We start from the raw sequence: 24429 nt of genomic DNA on the forward strand, positions 1-24429 counted from the left end.
AACAGGATTGACAGATGGCAGCTTGCCTAAACCCTCAGGATGCACAGGAATTCAGACCATGGCACTAACCTTGCGTCGCGCTGTTACGCTTGCCATCCTGTTTGGCTTGCTCATCCCAGGCATTATCACCAGTATCATCACTATTGGCCGACAGCAGGAAGCTCTCAAGAAGCGTCTGGTTGAGGAACACTCACGCATTACCCAGATTCTTGTACTGGGTATGCAGGAGCCATTGTGGAACCTTTCCGCCGAGACAGGTAAACCGCTCCTTGACTCTGTCATGGGCGACGATCGCATTGTGCGTGTCGTAGTGCAGGACGCCACGCTGGGCACATTCCTCGAGCAAAACAAGCCCGAACGCCGTCAGGGAAAGCTGCGCTCACTGTCTCTGCCTGTGACCAAGCAGGGCAACGTGATTGGCAAAGTAACCGTCGAGATGGATGATGGCATTCTGATCAATAATATTGACCAGTATTCCCGTTACTATGTGGGCAGTGTTGCACTGCAATTTCTCGTCAGCCTCGGGCTGATTCTCGTCCTACTGCATAATCGTGTACTGAATCCGGTCAAGCGACTGATGACCGAATCCATCCGACTGGCACAGCGCGATCTATCGACGCCATTTGAATGGAAGCGGCAGGATGAAATCGGTCGACTGGGGCAGAGTCTGGAAATTACGCGGCAATCTCTGGATGGCCTGTTTAAAGCACTAGAAGACAAAAATGCGGAATTGCAGGCAGACATTGCGCAGCGAACCCAAATTGAAGCCGCCCTTCGCACGTCCGAAGATCGCTACCGGCGCCTCGTTGAATCAACCAACGTGGTGCCATGGGAAGCCAATCCGGCTGAGTGGCGCTTCACCTATGTCGGTCCCCAGGCCGAAAATCTTTTAGGCTATCCGCTGCATATCTGGTACAGCGAGGGATTCCTGACCAGCTATCTGCATCAGGAAGACCGGCACCTCGCCTATAAGCTATTCAGCGACCGAAGTGATAACGGAGCCAGCATGGAATTCGAATGCCGCATGCTGGGCGCCGAAAATAAAATCATGTGGGTCATGCTCGCTGCTACCAGCATCGAAGACGAACGCGGCGAACGGCATTTGCAAGGCTATCTGATTGACATTACCCAGCGCAAAGGCGCGGAAATCGAACTGAACCACTATCGCAATCACCTTGAAGATCTCGTCGAGCAGCGCACCCGTGCGCTGGCTGCAGCCAATCGCGAACTGGAAGCCTTCAGTTATTCTGTGTCTCACGATTTACGCGCCCCATTACGCTCGGTAGATGGCTTTTCGCAAGTCTTGCTTGAGGACTACGGTGACAAGCTTGATGACGCAGGCAAGCAATATCTTGGACGGATTCGGCGCGCAACGCAGAACATGTCAAATCTGATTGATGATTTGCTGAACCTGTCGCGCCTGTCCCGGAGCGAAATGTCGCTGCAACCGGTCAATCTTTCAGAGATGGCAACCGATATATTCGAGGATATCAAAGCAGCAGATACGAGCCGGCGCGTCACGTTTAACGTGATGCCGAATCTTGTAACCGACGCTGATCCCAAATTGCTGCGGCAGGTTTTGCAGAATCTCCTGAGTAACGCCTGGAAATTCACCGCAAAAACAGCCGAGCCCGTCATCAAATTTGGTGCCACGCATCTCGAAGGACAGAATGCGTTCTTCGTGTCCGATAACGGCGCAGGCTTTGATATGGCCTACTCCGACAAGTTATTTGGCGCCTTCCAGCGTTTGCACAGTCCGCAAGAGTTCGAAGGCAATGGTGTCGGACTGGCAATCGTGCAACGGATCGTGAATCGACATAATGGTCGAGTGTGGGCGCAAGCCGCACCGGGTCAGGGCGCCACATTCTACTTTACCCTGCCGCGCCGCCAGCAGGGACTGGATCAAATCGTCTCCGGCGCATAAGCTTTCGCGTCATGTAGATAATTTGCAACATCATGCCTCTTGCATTCGATGGTCGGGTTCTGCATAATCCGCCCATCGAAATCAGTGAACGATCGTTCCCTAAACGCAGAGGCCCATCATGGACGAAAACAAGAGCAAGGCACTTGCAGCCGCACTGGCGCAAATCGAGAAGCAATTCGGTAAAGGCTCCATCATGAAGATGGGCGAAGCGCAAATCGAAAACGACCTGCAAGTGGTTTCTACTGGTTCCCTGGGTCTGGATCTGGCCTTGGGCGTTGGCGGTCTGCCGCGCGGCCGTGTGATCGAAATTTACGGGCCAGAATCCTCCGGTAAAACGACGCTGTGTCTTCAAGCCGTGGCAGAGGTTCAAAAATTGGGGGGTGTCGCCGCCTACATCGATGCGGAAAATGCACTCGATCCAGTCTATGCCCAGAAGCTGGGTGTCAATGTTAGCGACATGCTGATCTCTCAGCCGGATACGGGTGAACAAGCACTTGAGATCTGCGACATGCTGGTGCGTTCTTCCGGTGTAGATATCATTGTGGTCGACTCGGTCGCCGCTCTGGTGCCCAAGGCTGAAATTGAAGGCGAGATGGGTGACAGCCACGTCGGTCTGCAGGCCCGTCTGATGAGTCAGGCACTGCGCAAGCTCACAGGCAATATCAAACGCACCAATACACTGGTTATCTTTATTAACCAGATTCGCATGAAAATTGGCGTGATGTTTGGCAATCCTGAAACAACTACCGGCGGTAACGCACTGAAGTTCTATGCGTCTGTGCGTCTGGACATTCGACGTACCGGTGCGATCAAGCGTGGCGATGAAGTCGTTGGTAACGAAACCCGCGTGAAGGTTGTCAAGAACAAAGTGTCCCCTCCGTTCCGCGAAGCCAATTTCGATATTTTGTATGGCGAAGGCATTTCCCGCGAAGGTGAAATCATCGAGCTGGGGGTTCAGCACAAGGTGATCGACAAATCTGGTGCTTGGTACGCTTATCAGGGTAACAAGATTGGTCAGGGGAAAGATAACTCGCGCGAGTTCTTGCGCGATAACCCTGAAATGGCCAGTGAAATCGAGAAGAAGATTCGCGACATTGTTGGCGTGTCCATGCCGATCGCAGCGGGTCAGGAAGCAGACGACGAAGAGATGGCAACTGAAGAATAAGGCAGTGCCTACTCTCCAATATGGCCGGCTTGTCCGGCCATATTGCTATGTATGACTGCATACAATATCTCCCTCCACACTGACGCACCGAATGAACAAGCATGCTATTTGAAGAAGCAGACCCATCGCCTTCCGATGCTCCCCCACTGAGCGACGACAAGCTGAGGGACTTCATGCTGCGACTGCTTTCGCGACGTGAACATTCGCGCCTTGAACTGAGTCAGAAGCTCATGCAGAAGGGCGCGACACCCGAGCAAATCACAGCGTTGCTTGAATACTTTGTGGCACGCAACTGGCAGTCTGATCAGCGCTTCGCGGAGCAATACTTCAACAGTTACCGTAGTAAGCATGGGGAATTTCGTCTCAGACAGTCCCTGCAAAGCCACGGAATTGACGGTCAGCTGATCGATATGGTCATTGCGCACGCAGACCATCCGGATGGCAACAGCGAACTTGATCGAGCACGAGCAATATTGCTTAAAAAGTTCCGCACATCACCGACCAATGCAAATGAATATAAAAAGCAAGCATCATTTCTATACAATAGAGGATTTTCTTTCGATTTAATCCGCAAAATCCTCAAAGAACCCTAACATAACGAAACATCTCCATCCATCCGTAAAATCGACAGCTCGTCGCGTTTACCTTGTCGCCTTTGCTCACTTTCTAATAATCTTCTGCGATGCTCGAACCCGAAGCATGCTCAATTGAAAAATTCGAACACCATTCAGGAGACGTACCCATGCGCACCACCCTGGCGATCAGCTTGTTGGCACTCGGTATTGGTCAAGCTTTTGCCCAAGCCTCCGAACCTGCACGCGATACAGCAGAAGATGCCTTTCAGTGGCTAGAAGAAGTAAACGGTGAGAAACCGATGGACTGGGTGAAGGGTCAAAATGCCAGCACCCGCAAAACACTGGAAAACCTGTCCACCTTCAAATCGATTCGCCAGGACATGCTGTCAATTCTTGATGCCAAGGATCGTATTCCGGGCATCACCAAAATTGGTAACTACTATTACAACTTCTGGACCGACAGCGAACATCGCCGTGGCATCTGGCGTCGCACCACTTTGGCTGAATATCGCAAGGCCGATCCAAAGTGGGACACGATTATCGATGTTGATGCATTGGGTCAGGCTGATAAGCAAAGCTATGTATGGCACGGTGCGAACTGTGTTTATCCGAACTATGATCGTTGCCTGGTATCCTTGTCCGTAGGCGGTGGCGATGCCGTGATCGTGCGCGAGTTTGATCTGAAGAACCGTACATGGGTGAAAAACGGGTTTGAGCTGCCACTCGCCAAAGGCGGCATGGATTGGATTAACCGCGACACCGTCTTTGTTCAAACAGATTTTGGCGACGGTAGCATGACAACCTCCAGCTACCCTCGCATTGTGAAACTGTGGAAGCGCGGCACCCCGCTGTCCTCCGCCAAAACTGTCATCGCCGCAGAAAAAGACGATATGTCTGCAAATGGCTTCGGCGTTGATACCAACGGCGTACACTATGATCGCATTAACGTTCAGCACTCATTCTATGAGAGCGATGAATACCTGTTTGAAAACAACAAACTGGTTAAACTGAACAAGCCAAAGGACGCAACCATCTCGTTCTTCGGTCATCAATTATTGATGAAGCTTGAATCACCACTCGTCACATCAAGCAAGACATGGCCTGCCGGCTCTTTGCTTGCTATCGATCTGAAGGATTTCCGTGCCGGCAACGATAACTTTGTCGCACTGTTCACGCCCTCGGACACAACCAGTCTCGAACACTACACTTTCACGCGCCATTATGTCATCTTGGATGTACTGGATAAGGTCAAGGGTCGCCTGATTGAGTGGAAATTTGATCAGGGCAAGTGGACAAACCGCCAGGTCGATGCGCCTGCATTTGGCTCAGTTTCAGCATCTGCGGTAGATCCAGATCACTCTGATGATTACTTCTTTAGTCATACCGACTTTTTAACCCCTTCCAATCTGGCGTTGGCGAGCGCAGGTTCAGACAAGCGCGAATTGCTGAAGCAGTCACCTGAACGATTCAATGCATCCGGGCTGGAAATCGCACAGTACGAAGCCAAATCTAAAGATGGCACGCTGGTACCGTACTTCATCGTCAAGCCACGCGACCTGAAACTGGATGGCAATAATCCTACCCTGCTGTACGGTTATGGCGGCTTCAAGGTCAGCATGACTCCGGGCTACAACGCCGGTATCGGTAAAGCATGGCTGGAGCGTGGTGGTGTGTATGTGCTTGCCAATATCCGTGGCGGCGGCGAGTTTGGTCCGCGCTGGCATGAAGGTGCGCTGAAGGAAAAGCGTCAACGTGCATATGACGACTTCATTGCCATCGGTGAAGATCTGATTGCACGCAAGATCACCTCTCCGCGACACCTGGGCATTCAGGGTGGCTCGAATGGCGGCCTGCTGATGGGCGTCATGCTGACTCAGCGTCCGGATCTGTGGAATGCTGTGGTCTGCCAGGTGCCGCTACTGGATATGAAGCGCTATAACAAGCTGCTCGCTGGCGCAAGCTGGATGGGTGAATACGGCAATCCAGATATTCCTGCAGAGTGGGAATACATCAGCCGCTTCTCGCCTTACCAAAACGTCAAGGCTGAAGTAAAGTACCCGAATGTGCTGTTCACAACCTCGACACGTGATGATCGCGTCCATCCTGGCCATGCACGCAAGATGGCAGCCAAGATGATGGATCAGGGTCACCCGAATGTGCTCTATTACGAGAACATTGAAGGGGGTCACGCTGGTGCAGCCGATAGCGGCCAACGTGCTGATAAAGTTGCAATGGAATATGCATTCCTGTGGGACAAACTAGCTCGCGAAGGCGCGGAAGGCGCTGCCAAGTAAATCTGGCATGATATTTCGCTCAAAGGGTCCGTTTTCACGGGCCCTTTTTCTATCTCTCAAATTGTGACTTGTTTGTTTTTGTGCACGTGCACACGCCCGCGCGCATCGATTTCCCGCCAGATGGATGAAGTTCATTTGCATCTGCGGCATAATGGGGGTTAACTCAGTATTGTTTTCTACCCAGATTTCGGAAGCCGTTCATGCGCGCAGCAGACATCCGTCAGAAATTCCTGACCTTCTTTGAAGGCAAAGGCCATCAGATTGTTCAATCATCCAGCCTGATTCCGGGCGATGATCCCACCATCATGTTCACCGTCGCCGGCATGGTTCAGTTCAAGGACGTGTTCCTGGGCTTCGACAAGCGCAGCTATACCCGCGCGACCACCTCGCAGAAATGTCTGCGCGCAGGCGGCAAGCACAACGATCTGGAAAACGTTGGCTATACCGCACGTCACCATACATTCTTTGAAATGCTCGGCAATTTCAGCTTTGGCGATTACTTCAAGGAAGACGCAATCAAATTCGCATGGGAATTCCTGACTTCGCCTCAATGGCTGAATCTGCCGAAGGAGAAGTTGCTGGTTACCATCTACGCCAGCGATGACGAAGCCTTCGACATCTGGAACAAGCAGGTTGGCGTGCCCGCAGAAAAAATCATCCGGATCGGCGACAACAAGGGTGCCCCCTATGCCAGCGATAACTTCTGGGCAATGGGCGATACCGGGCCATGCGGACCCTGTACTGAGATTTTCTACGATCACGGTCCGGACATTCCAGGCGGTCCGCCAGGATCGCCCGATGAAGATGGTGACCGCTTCATCGAAATCTGGAACAACGTGTTCATGCAGTTCAACCGCGATGAAAGCGGCGTGATGCATCCGCTGCCGAAGCCATCGGTGGATACAGGCATGGGCTTGGAGCGCTTGTCTGCCGTGCTGCAACACGTGCATACCAACTACGAAATCGACCTCTTTGCCAACCTGCTCCGTGCTGCTGCACGTGAAACTGGCATTGAATACAGCCAGAATGTGCCTTCACTGAAGGTCATTGCAGATCACATCCGCGCCTGTTCCTTCCTGATCGCCGATGGCGTGCTGCCATCGAATGAAGGTCGCGGCTATGTGCTGCGTCGTATTATTCGCCGTGCAATTCGCCATGGTTACAAGCTGGGTCAGAAGGGTCTGTTCTTCCACAAGCTGGTGGCTGATCTCGTCAAGGAAATGGGCGAAGCCTATCCGGAACTGGAATCCGGCCAGACTCGCATCGAAGCCGCACTCAAGCAGGAAGAGGAGCAATTTGCCCGTACGCTGGATACCGGCATGGCGCTGCTCGAGAAGTCGCTTGAAGGGGGCAAAAAGACGCTGGATGGCAAGACTGCATTCACATTGCACAGCACCTATGGCTTCCCGATAGATTTGACAGCCGATATCTGTCGCGAACGCGAAATCGAACTGGATGAAGCTGGCTACAACCGCGAGCTTTCCGAGGAGCAAGAACGCGGCCGTGCTGCAGGCAAATTCAATGCAGCAGCCAATATTGAATATGATGGTCCAGAAACCTGCTTCGAAGGATATGTATCGGGCAGCGTGAATGCCAATATTCTTGCTTTGTACAAGGATGGTGCAGCTGTTGATACGCTTCAGGCGGGTGAAACCGGCGTAGTCGTACTCGACAATACGGCCTTCTATGCAGAAGGCGGTGGTCAGGTTGGTGACGTGGGTGAAATCGTGGTTTCCGGCGGACTCGATGCACTGTTCGATGTCGCTGACACGCAAAAGATAAAGGCATCCGTTTTTGGTCATCAGGGTACACTTTCCCGTGGCACGCTGAAGGTTGGACAATCGGCGATGGCTATCATCGACCTGCATAAGCGCATGGCGACCGCTCGCAATCACTCGGCCACTCACCTGCTGCATGCCGCCCTGCGCGAAGTGCTGGGTACGCATGTCGCGCAGAAGGGTTCGCTGGTCAATCCGGAGCGCACCCGCTTCGACTTCGCGCACACCCAGGCAGTGACATCGGAAGAAATCGCCAAGATCGAAGCCATCGTCAATCATGTGATCACGCAGAACTATGCGGTGACCGCAACGCTGATGAACTTCGATGATGCCGTGAAGAGCGGTGCGATGGCGTTGTTTGGCGAGAAGTACGGCGACGAAGTACGCGTATTGAAGATGGGTGACTTCTCCACCGAATTATGTGGTGGCACGCACGTCCATCGCACTGGTGACATTGGCTTCTTTAAGATTGTGGCCGAAGGCGGCGTAGCCGCTGGTATCCGCCGGATCGAGGCAGTGACGGGCGAAGGCGCTGTGGTCTGGGTTCAGACTCAGGAAGCCGAGATGAAACGCGCAACTGCTGCCGTGCAGGCTCAGCCGGGCGAGCTGGTTAGCAAGATCGACAAACTGCAGGACAACCTGAAGTCACTGGAAAAAGAGCTGGCCAAGTTGAAGGCGCAGATGGCGGCCAGCCAAGGTGAATCACTTGCTGATCTAGCTGTAGCCGTGGGCGGTATTAAAGTACTGGCGGCGCAACTGGATGGGGCGGATAACACAGCTCTGCGCGAAACCGTCGACAAGCTGAAAAACAAGCTTGGCTCGGCTGCTGTAGTTTTGGCATCTGTAGCTGATGGTAAAGTAGCCATTGTGGCCGGTGTGACTGCAGACTTAACTGCTAGCCTGAAGGCAGGCGAGCTGGTGAACTTTGTTGCGCAGCAAGTTGGCGGCAAGGGTGGCGGTCGTCCGGATATGGCGATGGCTGGCGGTACGCAGCCCGAGCATATCGTCAAGGCTCTTGCAGGGGTTGCTGACTGGGTTGCCAGTAAACGCTAAGCCACACTAAGTAAAAATGGCGAGCAAGCATACTTTAGTTTGCTTGCCATGCCTTACGATATAACGCATAATTCCGCTTTTACTGAAACCGGGCGCTGCACAATCCAGGCCCCCTTTGCAAAGGACTCCCTAAATGCAAGCTGGTATCCACCCGAATTACAAAGAAATCAACGTAACTTGCTCCTGCGGTAGCGTGTTCAAGACCGGCTCAACCGGCAAGGATCTGCACATCGAAGTGTGCTCCGATTGCCATCCGTTCTACACTGGCAAGCAAAAGATCGTTGATACCGCAGGCCGTATCGACAAGTTCCGTCAAAAGTACGGTTCGCTGGGCGCAAAGAAGTAATTCAGCGCTTTCAGTCGCAAAGGGCAGCTTAGGCTGCCCTTTTGTTTTACCGCCCTGCCTCTATCAGCACGATTGATCTCCCCTACATGCACCTTTAACCTAGGCGATTACTGTTTCGGACATTGTCATAAAGCTGATAGACTCGTGTACCACACTTGTATCGCTTCCCCATGCTGACCTATGTCCCGCCCTCCGAACAGCGTCTTCCAAAGGCTACAGAGAAGCCGTGGTTACTTTTGCTGCTGTGCTTGGTCTGGCTCCTGCCCGGACTATTTGGGCGCGACCCACTGAAGCCCGATGAAACCCTCATCGTGGATATGGTCAAACACATGCTTTCGGGTGGGAGTCTCTCCACGCCCATGATAGGCGGAGAAGTCTATGTTGTACGCCCACCACTATTTGTTTGGGTCGCATCTGCTTTTGCCTGGCTTGGCCAGCCACTGGGAATTGCAATTCATGATGCAGCGCGTTTAGCAACCATAGCTTTCGCATCACTCACGCTCTGGGGTGTTGGCTTGGCCGGGCGAGAAGCACTTGGACGCAGACATGGACGCAGCGCTGTTCTGATCCTGATCGGTTGTTTGGGTTTTCTACTGCCTGGTCACATGCTCAATCCTGATATCGCGATGGCGGCAGGATGGAGCTTAGGGTTATACGCACTGACGCTGGCACGCAGACTACCACTACAATCGGGCGCCTTACTTGGTACTGCGCTGATTATTCTCGGTCTGTCCGCCAATCTGGTCGCGCCACTGGATCTGCTGCTATTGGCTCTATCGATCGCAGTACTGCCTGCGTGGCGAAATCCTCGCTTTTTCTCCGGGCTCGTGATTGCATTAGCGCTCGCCGTACCCGTCATGCTTTCTTGGATTTCTGCATTACATCAAAGTCATCCTGCAGCCTTTAACCATTGGCTACAGGTAGACGCGCTGGGCTGGTTTGGCGGTCTGAATCACATTCGAGCCACCCATGAGTTCGGCTATTACTTTGGATTGCTTCCTTGGTACGCGTGGCCTGCATGGCCTTTAGCAGCAGCCACACTATGGATGCACAAAGACAGATTGTCCGAACCTCGCCTGCTCATGCCACTCATTGCGGCAGCGTTAGTACTGCTGAATCTAAGCCTGGCAGGAGTCGCACGTGAAAGCTACGCGTTATTACTCCTCCCGCCATTGGCCTTAATTGGCGCCTTTGGATTGGATATCCTACGCAGAGGTGCATCCGCCTTCCTTAACTGGTTTGGCGTCATGACATTTGGCCTATTAGCTGTTTTTCTGTGGGTAGTATGGAGTGCGATGCACTTGGGTACGCCCACTCGCCTGGCTTCCCGCATCGCCGAAATCAATCCGGGCTTTTTGAGTGAAATGAATCTGGCAAAGGTCGCCATTGCGTTGATTCTTACCGGTGTATGGGTATTATCCGTGTCAAGGCGTCGCCCCATGGGACGGCAGGCAGTCACAAACTGGGCGGCCGGTATAACCCTTGTCTGGGGCCTGTTTGTCTGCTTCGGTACCGATTTCATCAATCGCTATAATGGGTATCGCGATCTATCCCATTCACTTGCTCAAGCTGCGCAAAGAGATGCCTGTATTTCAGCGGAAGGGCTTGGGCCGAGCCAATTAGCCGTCTTCCACTATTATGCAGATTTGTCCTTCAAGCATAGCGATGACGCCTGTACGTTTCAGCTACGTCAAGAATCAGCCCCCTATCCAGAGGAGGCGGTGGATCAAGTTATCTGGGAAGGACGGCGCGCGGGTGACGCGCGGGAAATTTACCGGCTATACCACATAGATACCAAGTCACGTCAAGCAGCAAGACATAACCATAAGTAGGCAATCTAAATTGCCCATGCGACTCAAGCTTGTTGCAGGTAAAATCATGCCCGCTTCAAGTTGTACCCATTTATCGGAGATTTCCATGCGTTCCCTGATCATTGCCGGCCTGATTGCCACAAGCTTTGCCGCAACTGCTATTGCCGCAACCCCCGCCAAGCCTGCGGATTTACGTCAACAACGTACCGTACCCAGTGCTTCGCTGAAGGATTTGTCGGCCGATTTTATCGAGTTTTATGAAAAGGCGAATGCGGCCAAACCTGGCAACTCGACTGAATCCGACAGTGATCGTCGCTGGAATCTCTACAAGCAGATTTACAACTTCCAGTTGCCGCAAACTGAAGCTGAGACCCGTGCATCTCTGGAGTCAGCCTGGCCTCGCTATGCAAGCTTGATCAAGGATCTGGAGATTGGGTTTGATGCGATCACACCCAAACCGTTGAGCATGGTGAATATTCTGAATTCGGCCATGATTTGCCAGCGTCCGTTGAAGCTGCACTTTGTAGCGTATGTGGGCTCCTTTCAGAATCGCGTCTGGGCGCAGGAAAAAGGTGACAGCATCGAGGTGAATATCCCGCTGGAGACCCCAGGTGAGGAACGTACACTTGCGGTTGCACGTGTGTTGAGCCGCGCAGTCTATAACGCAAGCAGCAACTGGCAGGCTGGTCAGCCACGTAACTTTGCCGAATTCATGATTGGCGAAGGTGTGGTACTGCACGGCATGCGCGAAACCTTGTCGGGCAGAAAGCTGGATGCGCTGCTTGGCGTAACACCAGAGCAACTGCAAAAGCTGGAAGCTTCTCGCAAGAGCATTGCCAAACAGTTTGCAGGTAAATTGACAGCAACGAGTTTTGCCGAGCTTCAGTCTGGTGAAAAGTTGATTGAAGCGCGCTACCTGGGCTATTTGCTGGTTGAAGGCCAACTCAAGAAGGTTGCACTGGCCGACCTGCTGCGTCAGGCGCCGAGTGATTTAGCAAAGGGTCTGGAAGTGCCGGTAGGGAAGTTTGCCCTCTAATCTCCCCCTCTTCCGTTAAGGGGTCTGAATGGCCGAAGATAGCGATCTTGAACAGACGGAAGACCCCTCCCCCCGCAGACTCGAAGAAGCGAGAAAGCGGGGGCAGGTTGCCCGTTCGCATGAACTGATCACTTTCTCCATTCTATCCTCAGGTATCGGCGCCCTGATTGCCGTCTCAGGTAGCCTGTATGCCGCCATCAAAAAGGTCATGGTTGATAGCCTTACCTTCAATCATGACCATCTTGATGATGCCGACTATCTAATCCGGCTGTTTAATCATTCCATTCAAGATGCGCTTCTAGCGCTATTACCCATTCCATTTGCCACCGCAATTGCTGCCATGCTGGCGGCGATTATGGTATCGGGTTGGATTTTCACCTTCGAACCGCTGCAACCGAATTTCGATAAGCTCGACCCAATGAAAGGCATTGGGCGCATCTTTTCTACACGCGGTCTCGTAGAAATGCTTAAGGCAGTGCTCAAATCAGTTCTGATTGGTGGCGTAGCCTTCATGACAATATGGTCTGAGCGCGATGAGGTGCTAGGTCTGATTGTGATGCCTGGGCTCACCGGACTGTCCAAGCTGTGGATGCTGACACGCTACACCCTAATCATGGTGATCGGCTCCATGCTGGTCATCGTCCTCATCGATGTACCCTACCAGATCTGGCAATACCGCAAGGGGCTGCGCATGACCAAGGAAGAGGTCAGGCAGGAGCAGCGGGAAGCGGAGGGTGATCCACAGATCAAAGCAAAGGTTCGTCAATTGCAGATGGCTGCAGCTCGCAAACGGATGATGAGCGAGATCCCTAAAGCAAGCGTAGTTGTTACCAACCCGACTCACTATGCCGTTGCATTGAAGTACGATGACACCATGGCGGCACCACTGGTCGTAGCCAAGGGTTCGCATCTACTTGCCGAACGCATCATCGAGATCGGCAGGGAAAACAAGGTGCCGATTCTGCGCACGCCACCTCTGGCGCGGGCGCTCTATCATCATGCAGAACTCGGCCAGGATATTCCCCCCGCACTCTTCGCTGCAGTGGCCGAAGTATTAGCCTACCTCTATCAGGTCAATCAATGGCGTGCAAACGGCGGCGCCGAACCCGAACTCTCAGGCAAATTGCCAGTCCCACCCGAGCTTGATCCCGGTGGGGAGGCCTAGGCTGCCCCATCCGAAATACAACACTCCCATACCGTTTATCCGCAAGGAAAACACAATCCCATTTTTTCCTGATAATTCAATAACAAGGCTCATGTTGTTAATCTAAAACATGAGAAGCATCTCCGCACACACCTAGCGCATAAAGCCACCCATTCCATGGCGGAGCCGATGAACGGCATCTATGCTGAATTTAGAATGTGCGTTGGCATTTCGACGTGAGCCGGGCGGTCCGGACTGGCCAATAGCACACGGTGCGCGCACTGCGTACATTGAATGCGTCAGGAATCAACATGCTGAACAAGATCAATATATCTGCACTTGCAGGACCCGTTCTGGTTCTGATGGTGTTGATGTTATTCATTTTGCCTTTGCCTCCGTTTTTTCTGGACTTGTTTTTTACCTTCAATATTGCGATGGCGATCGTTGTATTGATGGTCAGTATCAATACGCGGGAACCACTGGAATTTTCTGCGTTTCCAACAGTGCTATTGATGACCACGTTATTACGCTTGGCATTAAATGTGGCATCCACTCGTGTCATTCTGACGCAGGGACATCAGGGTGAATCCGCCGCAGGCCAGGTGATTGAGGCCTTTGGCCATTTCCTGATTGGCGGCAATTTCGCAGTCGGGATAGTGGTGTTCGTGATTCTCACCATCATTAATTTCGTGGTGATTACCAAAGGCGCGGGGCGGATCGCAGAAGTGTCCGCACGCTTTACGTTGGATGCTATGCCGGGTAAGCAGATGGCCATTGATGCCGATCTGAATGCCGGTCTGATTGGGGAAGAAGAAGCCAGGCGTCGCCGTAAGAATATCGCTCAGGAAGCTGATTTCTTCGGCTCTATGGATGGTGCATCAAAATTTGTACGTGGCGATGCTGTTGCCGGCATTTTAATCATGGTGATCAACTTGATCGCCGGGATGATTGTTGGTGTGATTTCCCATAATCTGGCGGTAGGCGAAGCGGCAAAAACCTATACCCTACTCTCTATTGGCGACGGTCTGGTGGCACAGATTCCTTCGCTGATTATTTCAACCGCTGCCGGTATTGTTGTTTCCCGTGTGGGCGATGACAAAGATCTGTCCGAACAGATGATCGGGCAGTTATTTTCGCACTCGCAGACACTTTATATCACCGCAGCAGTGATTGGCGCGTTCGGATTGATTCCGAATATGCCGCATATTGCCTTCCTGATGATGGCGATTTCATTGGGCTCGCTTGCCTGGTACATGGAACGGGCTGCTAAACAGCGTCAAACACAAGCCGTTGTCGAACAGGCGGTCGAGGCACAACAGGCCGCAGCAGAAGCGCCCATGCAGGAAGTCAGCTGGCAGGATGTTTCCCCCGTGGACGCGGTGGGTCTTGAGGTTGGCTACCGCTTGATTCCTTTGGTCGACCGTAACCAGAATGGCGAATTGCTGAAGCGCATTCGAGGTATCCGCAAGAAAATCGCCCAGGAAATGGGCTTTCTTGTCCCGGCTATTCATATTCGTGACAATCTCGAATTAAAACCGAATGCCTATCGTATCCAGCTCAAAGGGGTCGATCTCGGGCAGGGTGAGGCCTATTCGGGACAGTACCTCGCTATTAATCCCGGCCATGTTCTGGGACCCCTGCCCGGCGCGCAAACAACAGACCCTACCTTTGGATTGCCCGCCATCTGGATTGATGCCAGCCTGCGCGAGCAGGCTCAGTCACTGGGGTACACCGTCGTTGATTCTTCAACCGTGGTGGCGACACATATTTCCAATTTGCTCCAGGTACACGCAGCAGAATTGCTTGGGCGTGAGGAAGTTCAGCAACTTCTTGAACACATCTCCCGCGAATTTCCGAAGCTGGTGGAAGAACTTATTCCCAAAGTGGTGCCGGTAGCAACCCTGCAGAAAGTTCTGCAAAACCTGCTCGACGAGGGCATGCATATCCGCGATATGCGTTCGATTCTGGAAACGCTGGGCGAGCACATTGCCCGGACTCAGGATACAGACGAACTGACATCCGCCGTGCGTGTTGCACTAGGCCGTGCAATTGTTCATCAACTCTTCCCAGGGGAAAGCGAACTCCAGGTGATCTCGCTTGACCCTAGTCTGGAACAGGTCCTGCTTCAGGCATCAAGCGGACGAGGTGGTCTGGAACCAGGTCTGGCAGAAACCATTTTGCAGCAAGCCAGTGACATGACCGAACAAATGGAAAATCAGGGGCTTTCCAGTGTGCTGATTACACCCGCGCCGCTTCGACCCTTGCTATCACGTTTTTTACGGCGATCGATTCCTCAATTCAGAGTGATTGCTCACAGTGAAATCCCGGATAACAAAACCATCAAGGTGGTAGGTGTGATTGGCTCGGTCAAACCAGCCTGATCAATGAATAACAGTTAAGCCTCGCGTGACACGTTCAGGTTTAAGTAGACAAATAATGTGCTTGGTTGGATCGACAGGAAAAGGCGGTCATGATGGTTAAAAAATTCATCGGTACCAGTACCCGTGACGTGTTGCGTCAGGTGCGCGAACAATTAGGGCCAGATGCACTGATTCTGTCGAATCGGCAATTGCAGGATGGGCGGGTCGAAATTACAGCTGTAGCTGATTCCGACATTGCCAATTTGGGTCAGTCTCCCGCACCCGCGCCACGACCAGTTGTGGCACCTGTTAGTACTGCACAAGTACCACCTTCGCCAGCGCGAAAGGCCAATCTACAGCGTACCTACGCGCTTCCGCCAGAAGTAACCGAAGAGGATGAGCCCACCATCGCCTCCATCCGGGGTGGCGCCTTCACTGCTCCTCGTCAGATTCCATCTGAACCACCGGCTACGCCAGATCCCATCCCGCGCAATTTCAACGTGGCTGCGGTCATGGCTCAAGCCAAGCAGCAGAGCCAGGTTCATGCATCACGCGAGCGCGAGTCCGAACCGATGTTTGCAAGTGCGCCAGCCCCTCAGCAGGAAGAACCGCTTTCACCGGCGATGCCGCTATCTGCTGTGCCGCCTCGCGTCGCAGACCCCTCCCCTGTTGTTCCCGCAAACATGGCGAGAATCGATTCGATCTCTACAGATGTTGAGGAGATTTCGAGCGAAATCCGTGTCTTGCGCAAACTGCTTGAAGGCCAGTTGGCCGGGCTGGCCTGGAACGAACTGAAACGTAACGATCCCGAACGCATCGAAGTATTAAGGCGCCTGCTTGCTGTCGGGTTTAGCCCGGCGCTGTCCCGCCAGATTGTCGACAAGATGCCTGCTGGCTATACCACCGAGCGTGGCATGAAGTGGGCGCGTACAGCCTTGCAGCACAACATTCCAACAGTGGGCCCTGGCGCAGATATCGTCGAAACCGGAGGAGTTTTTGCACTTGTAGGCCCCACAGGTGTCGGCAAAACAACGACCGTTGCCAAGATTGCAGCACGCGCAACCCTTAAGCATGGCCCCCAACAGGTCGCATTGATTACAACCGATGGCTACCGCGTGGGCGCGCAGGATCAGCTACGCATTTACGGCAAGATTCTGGGCATTCCCGTTCATGCCGTTACGGATGAAGATGATCTGCAGCGTACGCTGGCTAGTCTGGGCAACCGTCATCTCGTATTAGTGGATACCGTCGGGATGAGCCAGCGCGATCAAAGACTCGTCGAACAGATCGCCCTGTTAACAGGACATACCGGCGCAGACGTCAAACGCCTGTTATTACTTTCGGCCAATGCGCAGGGCACGACGCTGGAAGATGTGGTTCGCCGCTACCATGGCAAAGGTCTGACGGGGTGTATTTTCACAAAAGTGGATGAGGCTTTCTCGCTAGGTTCCGGACTAGATGTCATCATCCGTTACCGCTTGCCCCTGTATTACATCACCAACGGTCAGCGAGTCCCTGAAGATCTGCATGTCGCCTCTGCGCTTTATCTAGTCGATCGAGTGTTTAAGACGCCACCAGAAGCGCCCGCATGGCGCTTGAAAAGCGAAGAGTACCCGGTGTTCCTCGGCGCCCGCCAGGAGCTGGATTTTAGCTGGCGCGAAGCAGGTTAAGCGGATATGCAGATGATAGATCGCGGTAATCAGGTTATTTCCACGCTTGAGACTGATCAAGCATCTAGTCTGCGCAGGATGCTGGCTCGCCGTGAGGGACGCTCAACCGCACTGATTGGCGGTACAGGCACGGGTGTGACATCACTTGCAATCAATCTGGCGCATGCGCTGGCGGAATCTGGCGGCAGCATCATGCTGATTGACGAAGATGAGTCACCTGCAAGTGCGGCAAGCCGGCTGCAGCTGCGCTCCCGTCATCGCTTTGAGCAGGCGGTCATGCGCGATGTACGCCTAGATGAAATGGTGCTGCAAGGGCCGCAATTCAGCTTGCTGCCACTTCATGTTTCGGGCGAACTGGCCCTTGCCATTCCTCCATCCCGGCAGAGGCAGCTGGCGGACGAATATGACTCAGTGAGCGCAGCCATCGACCATGTCCTGATTGATGCCCGCCCGGTATCCGCTCACTCTCCACCGGGTCTGGCGATAGCGGCTGACGAAGTGATTGTAGTGATCACCCCCTCAGGTGAATCCATTACGGATGCGTATGCTGCCATCAAGCGTCTACACGTTGAATACGGTAAGCGTCATTTCCGCATTTTAGTGAATCGGGTCAGAACGCTCGAAACGGCACAAGCCCTATTCCGGCGCGTCAAGGAAGTTGCTCATACCTATTTGGATACGCGACTTTCATTGATCGGTTTTGTGCCTGAGGATGACATGCTGGCGCGAGCAGACAAACTTGCATTGCCCGTACAAACAGCTTTTCCACAAGCTGAAAGCAGTGTGGCCTTTGGCCAGCTCGCAGCCAATCACAGCCGCTGGCCTGTCCCTCAAGTCTTGCCGGATCGTGCCAATCTCCTCTTTCGGACGCTGGATCTCAGCCGCCGATTTGCCGTTCGCTGTGCCTAATTGAATGGCGACCGGCATTCTGCAACCTTTCATGCATTTCCAGGTGGAAAGCCTGAAAGCTCATTGCTAAAGTAAAGTGTGGCAGGAATACAAAAGCACGATGCGCGGAGCGACCATTCACGATAATGGATCGGATCACGCAGCATCAAAAAGGGATTGATCGCTCCGGAACCGTGTTCCGGTTAACCATGCTGCCGTATTCATGACACCCAAGGCTCTGGAACTCTACAGACACCCCGTCGACGAAGACGACTTGAACGAGCGCATCAAACAGCATGCGCCTCTGGTCAAGCGTCTCGCCTACCATTTGGTTGCGCGCCTGCCCGCCAGCGTGGAAGTGGATGATCTGATCCAGGCTGGCATGATCGGCCTGATGGACGCAGCACAGCATTTTGACGATGCAGCCGGTGTGCTGTTTGAAACCTATGCCAGCCAACGCATTCGCGGCGCTATGCTGGACGAATTGCGCACAGCTGACTGGGTGCCGCGCCAGGTTCGTCGCTCCATGCGCGAACTCGAGAACACCCTCACAAAACTGGAACATACGCTAGGTCGATCGCCGAGTGAACGCGAGATGGCCGAGGCCATGGGCATGGCACTGGATGAATACCAGCAGCTTCTCAGCGATTGCAAAGGCCATCAGCTTTTGTACTACGATGATCGCGGCGAAGACGAGGATAGTCCGCACTTGCTGGATGCGCTGGTTAGCGAAGATGAAGGTCCGCTCGAGATTCTGTCCAATGTCGACTTTCACAAAGCCCTCGTGTCCGCCATTGAGACTCTGCCTGAGCGCGAACAGCTAGTCATGGCATTGCATTACGATGAAGAGCTGAACCTCAAGGAAATTGGTGCCGTACTGAATGTGAGCGAATCGCGCGTGTGCCAATTGCATAGCCAAGCCGTTGCCCGCCTCCGCACGCGCCTAGGTGAATGGGTTCGCAGCCGCGATCTACCCGTCAGAGGTTAGTGTCGTAGTTCATCCATTTATCTGTATCCCTCCCTTGCCTCTGCTATAAAGAATCGAACACTCATCGTTTTGATTAACCACCGGTTTGACGCTCAGTCAGACCGTTTGAGAGCCACGCACGGTTTCCCTATGCGAAACATCGACAAACTGAGTCTAATCGGCGTGATGATCGGCCTGATCGCGATTCTGGGCGGACAGATGCTCGAAGGCGGACACATTCAATCCCTGCTGCAGGTCACTGCATTTTTGATTGTGATCGGCGGTACATTAGGTGCAGTGCTCCTGCAAAGCACCCTGGACGATTTCAAACAGGGTCTCCGGATGCTTCGCTGGGTTGTCCAGCCACCGGTGGCCGACATGGAAGGCTGGATCATCCGTATTGTCAATTGGAGCCATGTCTCCCGCCGAGGTGGATTACTGGCGCTGGAGGCACCGCTGGCGGGTGAAGCCGATCCATTCGCCAAGCGCGGGTTGCAAATGCTGGTTGACGGTACCGAGCCAGACACCATCCGCCAGAGTCTGGATCTCGATATCAGCATGCTGGAGCACAAACTACGCAATGCAGCCAAAATCTGGGAGTCCGCAGGCGGCTATGCGCCCACAATCGGCATTCTCGGCGCAGTGATGGGTTTGATTCATACCATGGAAAATCTCACCGATCCCAGCAAGCTTGGCGGCGGTATCGCCGTTGCGTTTGTAGCCACCATTTATGGCGTTGGATCGGCCAATATGTTCTTTCTGCCTGTATCAAACAAACTGCGACATGCCATCAATACCGAAATTAAAAAGCGGGAATTGATTCTGGAAGGGCTAGGCGCCATTGCGAATGGTGAAAATCCACGCGTAATTGAAAACAGATTGCGCGCCTTCATCAATTAGTCCTGGGCCAGACCTGTCATGTTGCCATTGCTGCGTTTAATGATCAGGCTGATCGGCATCGTTGATTTGGTTCTATTTACCCTGTTGATGCTCGCAGCAGGCATGCTGCCCTCCATCATTGCCAAGGCACTATATTCAAGACTATTTCACCGCTGGTGCAGGTGTTTTGTCCGTGCGCTGGGTATCGAGCTTCGCGTACACCAACACTACGCAGGCGAATTGCCTCGAATCATGGTGCTGATCGCAAATCATCCGTCTGCATTTGAAGATATTGCCATTCCCGCGCTTTTCAAAGCACGTTCACTTGCAAAAATCGAGGTCGCAGACTGGTGGATTGTCGGGCGTATCGCCCGTGCTGCCGGCACCCTATTTGTCGATCGAAATGCTGCTGATTCGCGCAAAGCTGCTACTCAGGCACTGATCCATGCCTTGCAGCAAGGTGACAGTATTGCTTTGTATCCCGAAGGCGGATGCAAGGGACGTCGACTATCTGCGCGCTTTTTTAATGGGGCGTTCACCGCTAGTTATGCAACGGGCATTCCCATAGTACCGATCTACCTGCACTACGAAGCGGCAGAGGACTTCGAATGGGGAGATCAGCATCTATTGCACAAAATCTGGCAGTTGGGCACCGCCAGCAATCCCCGTGCGAATGTACACATTCATGATCCGGTAGATCCGGCGGATTTTGAGGATGCAGAGTCGCTCAAAACCCACCTTTATGAATGTTATCTAACTTGGCAGGATCGATATACGGGTGCCCCCTGCCAGCAGCTATCCAAGCATCAGTGAGTAAGTCAGGAAAACATCGTCGCGAACCCAGCCATTTCGTTCATACAAGGACTGAGCGGTTAGATTGGTACGCGCGGTGCTGAGGTCGAGGCGAACAGCACCATTCTTGCGTCCGAATTGAGCTGCGGCATCCAACAACTTGCTCGCAATGCCGTGCTTACGTGCATCAGCATCTACAAACAGGTCATACAGTACATAAATCGGCGCCATTTCTACCGAACACCACGCCGGATATAACTGGCAGAAGCCCACTGCCTGACCGTCCATCTCAACCATGAAAATCACTGACTCGCCCTTTGACAAACGGGCTTGCAGGTAGCGACGGCACGCTTCCAGATCATTCGGCCTGTTATAAAACTGTCGATATGCATCGAACAGCCCGGCAATCTGCGCTACATCGTCAAGTAAAGCTCGTTTAACTTCAATGTCCAAAACGGCATATCCTCTCTAGCACTGCTTAACTTTTAAGCGCCGCACAAATCGTCTTATATAACTATTTGCTACGGACTCACTATCTAATTTCTGCAAAAAATATCGAAAATATCATTTGGCTTAACTATTTAAGTTGGACTCCTACAAATGAGGACGGAAATTTTCAAAAAATATACCATATCCTGTAGGTCGGCACCTCCCTTAAATGTGACGAATTCACAACAGCCCTGCACCTAATGCAACTTCTATATTCACTTAATTATCAACAAGTTAAACAATCGCAAAAATCGAACCGTTCATTTCATGAGGCTACAGCAATAGTCATTCAGAACAAAATATGCGAATTTTGCAACATATGCCTATCCAATCCAGACAATACACCTATCGCTACCGGGTCGTCTGCACATTTGATTAAAGACTAACCTCCTATTGGAGTTGCACATGCCGCTGCATCACACGACTCATTTCCGACTCAGTACATTGACGGCATCGTGCCTGATGGCCTTGCCTATATTTGCCCAAGCTGTATATGCCGACAGCGTGAATGATGAGAGCAAGGCCAGTGACAGCAAGCGTGTGCAGGCGATTGAAGTGACGGGATCACGTATCCGCCGCACCAGTAACGAAACGCCAAGCCCGGTGCAATCTATCTCGAGCGAAGCGCTCAAGGAGTCCGGCTACTCCAGTTTGGCTGACGTACTTCACAATGTCACCGCAAACAATATGGGCTCACTCACCCAGGCCAATCCCGGCGCATTTGCCGCGGGTGGTAGCGGGATTTCCCTGCGCGGGCTGACAGTGGGTGCGACACTGGTGCTGATCAACGGACATAGAATGGCGTCCTACCCGATGCCAGATGATGGTCAGCGCGACTTTGTAGACATCGCCTCCATTCCGTTCGACGCGATTGAGCGTATCGAGATTCTCAAGGACGGCGCATCTGCGGTATATGGCTCGGATGCGATGGCCGGGGTGGTCAATGTCATTCTCAAAAAGAGCTTCAAGGGCACGACTTTAAATGCAGAATCGGGGCAGAGCACCAAGCACGATGGCAAAACTACCCATCTCTCACTGACAACAGGTTTTGGCAGCGAGGATGATCGGCAAAATGGTTTTGTTTCACTTGAGTATCGCCATCAGGACCCCGTTCTGCTCATCAACCGTCCCTACCTTGCCAATGCGGACTGGACAGCATGGGGCGGACAGGATTTAACACCCATGAATGGCAAGCCAGCGGATGCAGATGGCACGCCCCTCGCGACCGATTGCAAACCTTGCGGCCCGGGCAATACCCGATACACGATTCAGCCGAAAACCGAGAATGTGAATGTGCTTGCCCGATTTAATCGCCAGCTCACAGATGACTGGCATCTATCGCTGCAAGGCTCGCTCTTTACCAGCAAGGCGAAACAGGAAACGGTCTACAATGCTCTCGACGCATCAGGTCTCGTAAGCTTCAATTTCCAGCCCGGCGGCGGCGTACGTCCCTACGATCCGGATAATTTTCCCTATGTCATCACCCTGCCCGCCAACAATCCGATGAATCGTACCGGCGAACCTATGCCGTTTTCGTACAATTTTCCGGATGTTGGCCCGCAAACGCAGGAGCTGCGTACCATTTCCTCGCGTTTTGTGGCCGAACTGAGTGGCAATTATCAAGGCTGGGATATGGATGCCAGTTTGGGCGTCACGCGAGTGCGCACCAATATGGAAAATCGCAACTATCTGAGCATTCCGGGCCTGCAGCGCGCGCTGAATGACGGCAGCTATGTTGTGGGCGCATACAATCGTGCCGATGTGCTGGCGCGTGTCGCACCAAGCGCTTCGTCAACTTCAACAAATGAGCTGGATTTCTTCAGCCTGCATGGCACACGTCCATTAATGGATCTGCCCGGGGGCGCACTCAGTGTAGCAACCGGTGTAGACGTAGTTCACCGCAATCTGAATGAGCAATTCCCGGGATCATTTGCGCGTGGTGAGCAATATCATCCGATCTATTCATTTGCTATCGGTAAGCAGACGGTCAGTGCGGCATTCATCGAACTGGTGGCGCCCATTACCCGTCAACTGGAATTGGAAGCCGCGGCACGTATCGATCATTATGATACCTACGGTAGTTCCACCACGCCCAAGCTCGGCTTCAAGTATAACCCGCTGGACAATCTGGTATTCCGGGGCACCTATGCGGAAGGCTTCCGAGCACCAAATCCGGCTGAAATTGGTAACTCGGGTTCGACGTCCGGTGCACTCGTGCCATTCTACGATCCGAAGTACTGCGCGGGCGGGACACCGGCAGATGCCTATGTTCAGGCCAATTACGACACGTTCTGCTCAATTAATCCGCCGCAGGAGCAATTGCCCAACGCACATCTTCAGCCTGAAAAATCCCGCTCCTACACCTTGGGTATGGTATTTGAGCCAACTAACTGGTTCAACCTGTCTGTCGATTACTACGATATCAAGTTACGCAACCAGATCATTGCAGTGGGCTTACTGGGTCAGCAGCAGTTTGATCATCCAGAGCTATACGGATCGATTATCTATCGTACAACCGCGCCCATGGTGGATGCTGCAACAGGTAAAGAATACTTTCCGATCGTGTATGAAACCTATCCTTTCATCAATGCCAGCTCAACCCATACATCCGGCGTGGATATCGATGCTCGTCTGAAATTTAATCTTGGTGAATGGGGTAAGTTGACCGCAGCCACGTCCTACACGCATGTATCAAAGTTTGATATGTCATATGGTGGAAAGACCTATTCAATCGCGGGTACACATGGCCCCTCCTTCGTATCGGGCGATACCGGAGCACCTCAAACACGTATTCAGGAAACGCTGACATGGAATCGTGGTCCGGTGGAGCTGTCGACTACGGTCAACTACACCTCCGGCATTTCGGTACTTGATCCGACCATCGGATCGAATTCATGTACCGATGCACTGAGCGGCGAGTTTAATGGTGCAACGCCGCCCAGCCAGTTCTGTACGGTCGATGCGTTCACGACAGTGAATCTGCAGGGGCGATACAAGGTTAATAAGCAACTGTCGTTATTTGGTTCGGTCACCAATGTGTTTGATCGCCATGCACCATACGATCTCCAGACCACTGGCGCGGCAGGATATGGCGCCAATTATGGCGGTGCTGCCTACAATCCAGCCTTGCATCAGGATGGCGCGATAGGCCGATACATCAATCTTGGGGTGACCTACTCGTTCTAACGGGCATACAGACTAAAATACCCGGCCGTGAAAACGAGCCGGGTATTTTGTTTTCCGACTGGCAGCGGATGC

17 protein-coding genes are annotated in these 24429 nt (G+C 52.9%); 16 read left to right on the forward strand and 1 reads right to left on the reverse strand.

The window, feature by feature from the left end:
• Positions 1–58: 58 nt before the first annotated feature.
• The 15 genes from KSF73_13570 to KSF73_13640 all read left to right on the forward strand — a co-directional run bounded on the left by KSF73_13570 (position 59) and on the right by KSF73_13640 (position 20703).
• Positions 59–1924, forward strand: a complete 1866-nt coding sequence (locus tag KSF73_13570; protein MBV1776739.1) for a HAMP domain-containing protein — start codon at positions 59–61, stop codon at positions 1922–1924.
• Positions 1925–2042: 118 nt separating this feature from the next.
• The gene (gene recA / locus KSF73_13575; protein ID MBV1776740.1) at positions 2043–3089 is read left to right on the forward strand and encodes a recombinase RecA; all 1047 of its coding nucleotides are present in this window, start codon (positions 2043–2045) and stop codon (positions 3087–3089) included.
• 101 nt (positions 3090–3190) lie between these two features.
• Positions 3191–3682, forward strand: a complete 492-nt coding sequence (locus KSF73_13580; GenBank protein ID MBV1776741.1) for a recombination regulator RecX — start codon at positions 3191–3193, stop codon at positions 3680–3682.
• A gap of 149 nt (positions 3683–3831) precedes the next feature.
• A complete protein-coding gene (locus KSF73_13585; protein MBV1776742.1) occupies positions 3832–5958 on the forward strand; it encodes a prolyl oligopeptidase family serine peptidase in 2127 nt (708 codons plus the stop codon).
• Positions 5959–6158: 200 nt separating this feature from the next.
• The gene (gene alaS, locus KSF73_13590) at positions 6159–8789 is read left to right on the forward strand and encodes an alanine--tRNA ligase (GenBank protein MBV1776743.1); all 2631 of its coding nucleotides are present in this window, start codon (positions 6159–6161) and stop codon (positions 8787–8789) included.
• A 133-nt stretch (positions 8790–8922) separates the two neighbouring features.
• Complete coding sequence (gene rpmE / locus KSF73_13595) at positions 8923–9135, forward strand: 50S ribosomal protein L31 (GenBank protein ID MBV1776744.1); 213 nt, start codon at positions 8923–8925, stop codon at positions 9133–9135.
• 170 nt (positions 9136–9305) lie between these two features.
• Entirely contained in the window at positions 9306–10967 is a 1662-nt protein-coding gene (locus KSF73_13600; protein ID MBV1776745.1) for a glycosyltransferase family 39 protein, read from the forward strand.
• An 85-nt stretch (positions 10968–11052) separates the two neighbouring features.
• On the forward strand, positions 11053–11982 hold the full coding sequence (locus tag KSF73_13605) for a hypothetical protein (GenBank protein ID MBV1776746.1): 930 nt from the start codon (positions 11053–11055) through the stop codon (positions 11980–11982).
• Between the two features lie 28 nt (positions 11983–12010).
• On the forward strand, positions 12011–13147 hold the full coding sequence (gene flhB, locus KSF73_13610; protein MBV1776747.1) for a flagellar type III secretion system protein FlhB: 1137 nt from the start codon (positions 12011–12013) through the stop codon (positions 13145–13147).
• A gap of 290 nt (positions 13148–13437) precedes the next feature.
• Positions 13438–15507 carry a flagellar biosynthesis protein FlhA gene (gene flhA, locus KSF73_13615; GenBank protein MBV1776748.1) on the forward strand — a complete coding sequence of 690 codons (2070 nt, stop codon included), beginning with the start codon at positions 13438–13440 and terminating at the stop codon, positions 15505–15507.
• 89 nt (positions 15508–15596) lie between these two features.
• Entirely contained in the window at positions 15597–17156 is a 1560-nt protein-coding gene (flhF, locus tag KSF73_13620; GenBank protein MBV1776749.1) for a flagellar biosynthesis protein FlhF, read from the forward strand.
• Between the two features lie 6 nt (positions 17157–17162).
• A complete protein-coding gene (locus KSF73_13625) occupies positions 17163–18065 on the forward strand; it encodes an AAA family ATPase (protein MBV1776750.1) in 903 nt (300 codons plus the stop codon).
• Positions 18066–18267: 202 nt separating this feature from the next.
• Positions 18268–19032, forward strand: a complete 765-nt coding sequence (locus KSF73_13630; GenBank protein ID MBV1776751.1) for an RNA polymerase sigma factor FliA — start codon at positions 18268–18270, stop codon at positions 19030–19032.
• A gap of 138 nt (positions 19033–19170) precedes the next feature.
• The gene (locus tag KSF73_13635; GenBank protein MBV1776752.1) at positions 19171–19911 is read left to right on the forward strand and encodes a flagellar motor protein; all 741 of its coding nucleotides are present in this window, start codon (positions 19171–19173) and stop codon (positions 19909–19911) included.
• Between the two features lie 18 nt (positions 19912–19929).
• A complete protein-coding gene (locus tag KSF73_13640; GenBank protein MBV1776753.1) occupies positions 19930–20703 on the forward strand; it encodes a 1-acyl-sn-glycerol-3-phosphate acyltransferase in 774 nt (257 codons plus the stop codon).
• Here KSF73_13640 and KSF73_13645 read toward each other — a convergent pair.
• A complete protein-coding gene (locus tag KSF73_13645; protein ID MBV1776754.1) occupies positions 20686–21135 on the reverse strand; it encodes a GNAT family N-acetyltransferase in 450 nt (149 codons plus the stop codon). The genes KSF73_13640 and KSF73_13645 overlap by 18 nt on opposite strands.
• Before the next feature lie 441 nt (positions 21136–21576).
• On the opposite strand from KSF73_13645, the gene KSF73_13650 reads away from it, so the two are divergent.
• A complete protein-coding gene (locus tag KSF73_13650) occupies positions 21577–24357 on the forward strand; it encodes a TonB-dependent receptor (GenBank protein ID MBV1776755.1) in 2781 nt (926 codons plus the stop codon).
• The last annotated feature ends 72 nt before the right edge of the window (positions 24358–24429 follow it).

The sequence above is a fragment of the Burkholderiaceae bacterium DAT-1 genome (assembly GCA_019084025.1).
Classification (GTDB): Bacteria; Pseudomonadota; Gammaproteobacteria; order Burkholderiales; family Chitinimonadaceae; genus DAT-1.

What these genes read in the sequence shown, in the direction of transcription:
- KSF73_13570 (MBV1776739.1), top strand. Translation starts at nt 59, where the DNA reads ATGGCACTAACCTTGCGTCGCGCTGTTACGCTTGCCATCCTGTTTGGC.
- recA (MBV1776740.1), top strand. Translation starts at nt 2,043, where the DNA reads ATGGACGAAAACAAGAGCAAGGCACTTGCAGCCGCACTGGCGCAAATC.
- KSF73_13580 (MBV1776741.1), top strand. Translation starts at nt 3,191, where the DNA reads ATGCTATTTGAAGAAGCAGACCCATCGCCTTCCGATGCTCCCCCACTG.
- KSF73_13585 (MBV1776742.1), top strand. Translation starts at nt 3,832, where the DNA reads ATGCGCACCACCCTGGCGATCAGCTTGTTGGCACTCGGTATTGGTCAA.
- alaS (MBV1776743.1), top strand. Translation starts at nt 6,159, where the DNA reads ATGCGCGCAGCAGACATCCGTCAGAAATTCCTGACCTTCTTTGAAGGC.
- rpmE (MBV1776744.1), top strand. Translation starts at nt 8,923, where the DNA reads ATGCAAGCTGGTATCCACCCGAATTACAAAGAAATCAACGTAACTTGC.
- KSF73_13600 (MBV1776745.1), top strand. Translation starts at nt 9,306, where the DNA reads ATGCTGACCTATGTCCCGCCCTCCGAACAGCGTCTTCCAAAGGCTACA.
- KSF73_13605 (MBV1776746.1), top strand. Translation starts at nt 11,053, where the DNA reads ATGCGTTCCCTGATCATTGCCGGCCTGATTGCCACAAGCTTTGCCGCA.
- flhB (MBV1776747.1), top strand. Translation starts at nt 12,011, where the DNA reads ATGGCCGAAGATAGCGATCTTGAACAGACGGAAGACCCCTCCCCCCGC.
- flhA (MBV1776748.1), top strand. Translation starts at nt 13,438, where the DNA reads ATGCTGAACAAGATCAATATATCTGCACTTGCAGGACCCGTTCTGGTT.
- flhF (MBV1776749.1), top strand. Translation starts at nt 15,597, where the DNA reads ATGATGGTTAAAAAATTCATCGGTACCAGTACCCGTGACGTGTTGCGT.
- KSF73_13625 (MBV1776750.1), top strand. Translation starts at nt 17,163, where the DNA reads ATGCAGATGATAGATCGCGGTAATCAGGTTATTTCCACGCTTGAGACT.
- KSF73_13630 (MBV1776751.1), top strand. Translation starts at nt 18,268, where the DNA reads ATGACACCCAAGGCTCTGGAACTCTACAGACACCCCGTCGACGAAGAC.
- KSF73_13640 (MBV1776753.1), top strand. Translation starts at nt 19,930, where the DNA reads ATGTTGCCATTGCTGCGTTTAATGATCAGGCTGATCGGCATCGTTGAT.
- KSF73_13650 (MBV1776755.1), top strand. Translation starts at nt 21,577, where the DNA reads ATGCCGCTGCATCACACGACTCATTTCCGACTCAGTACATTGACGGCA.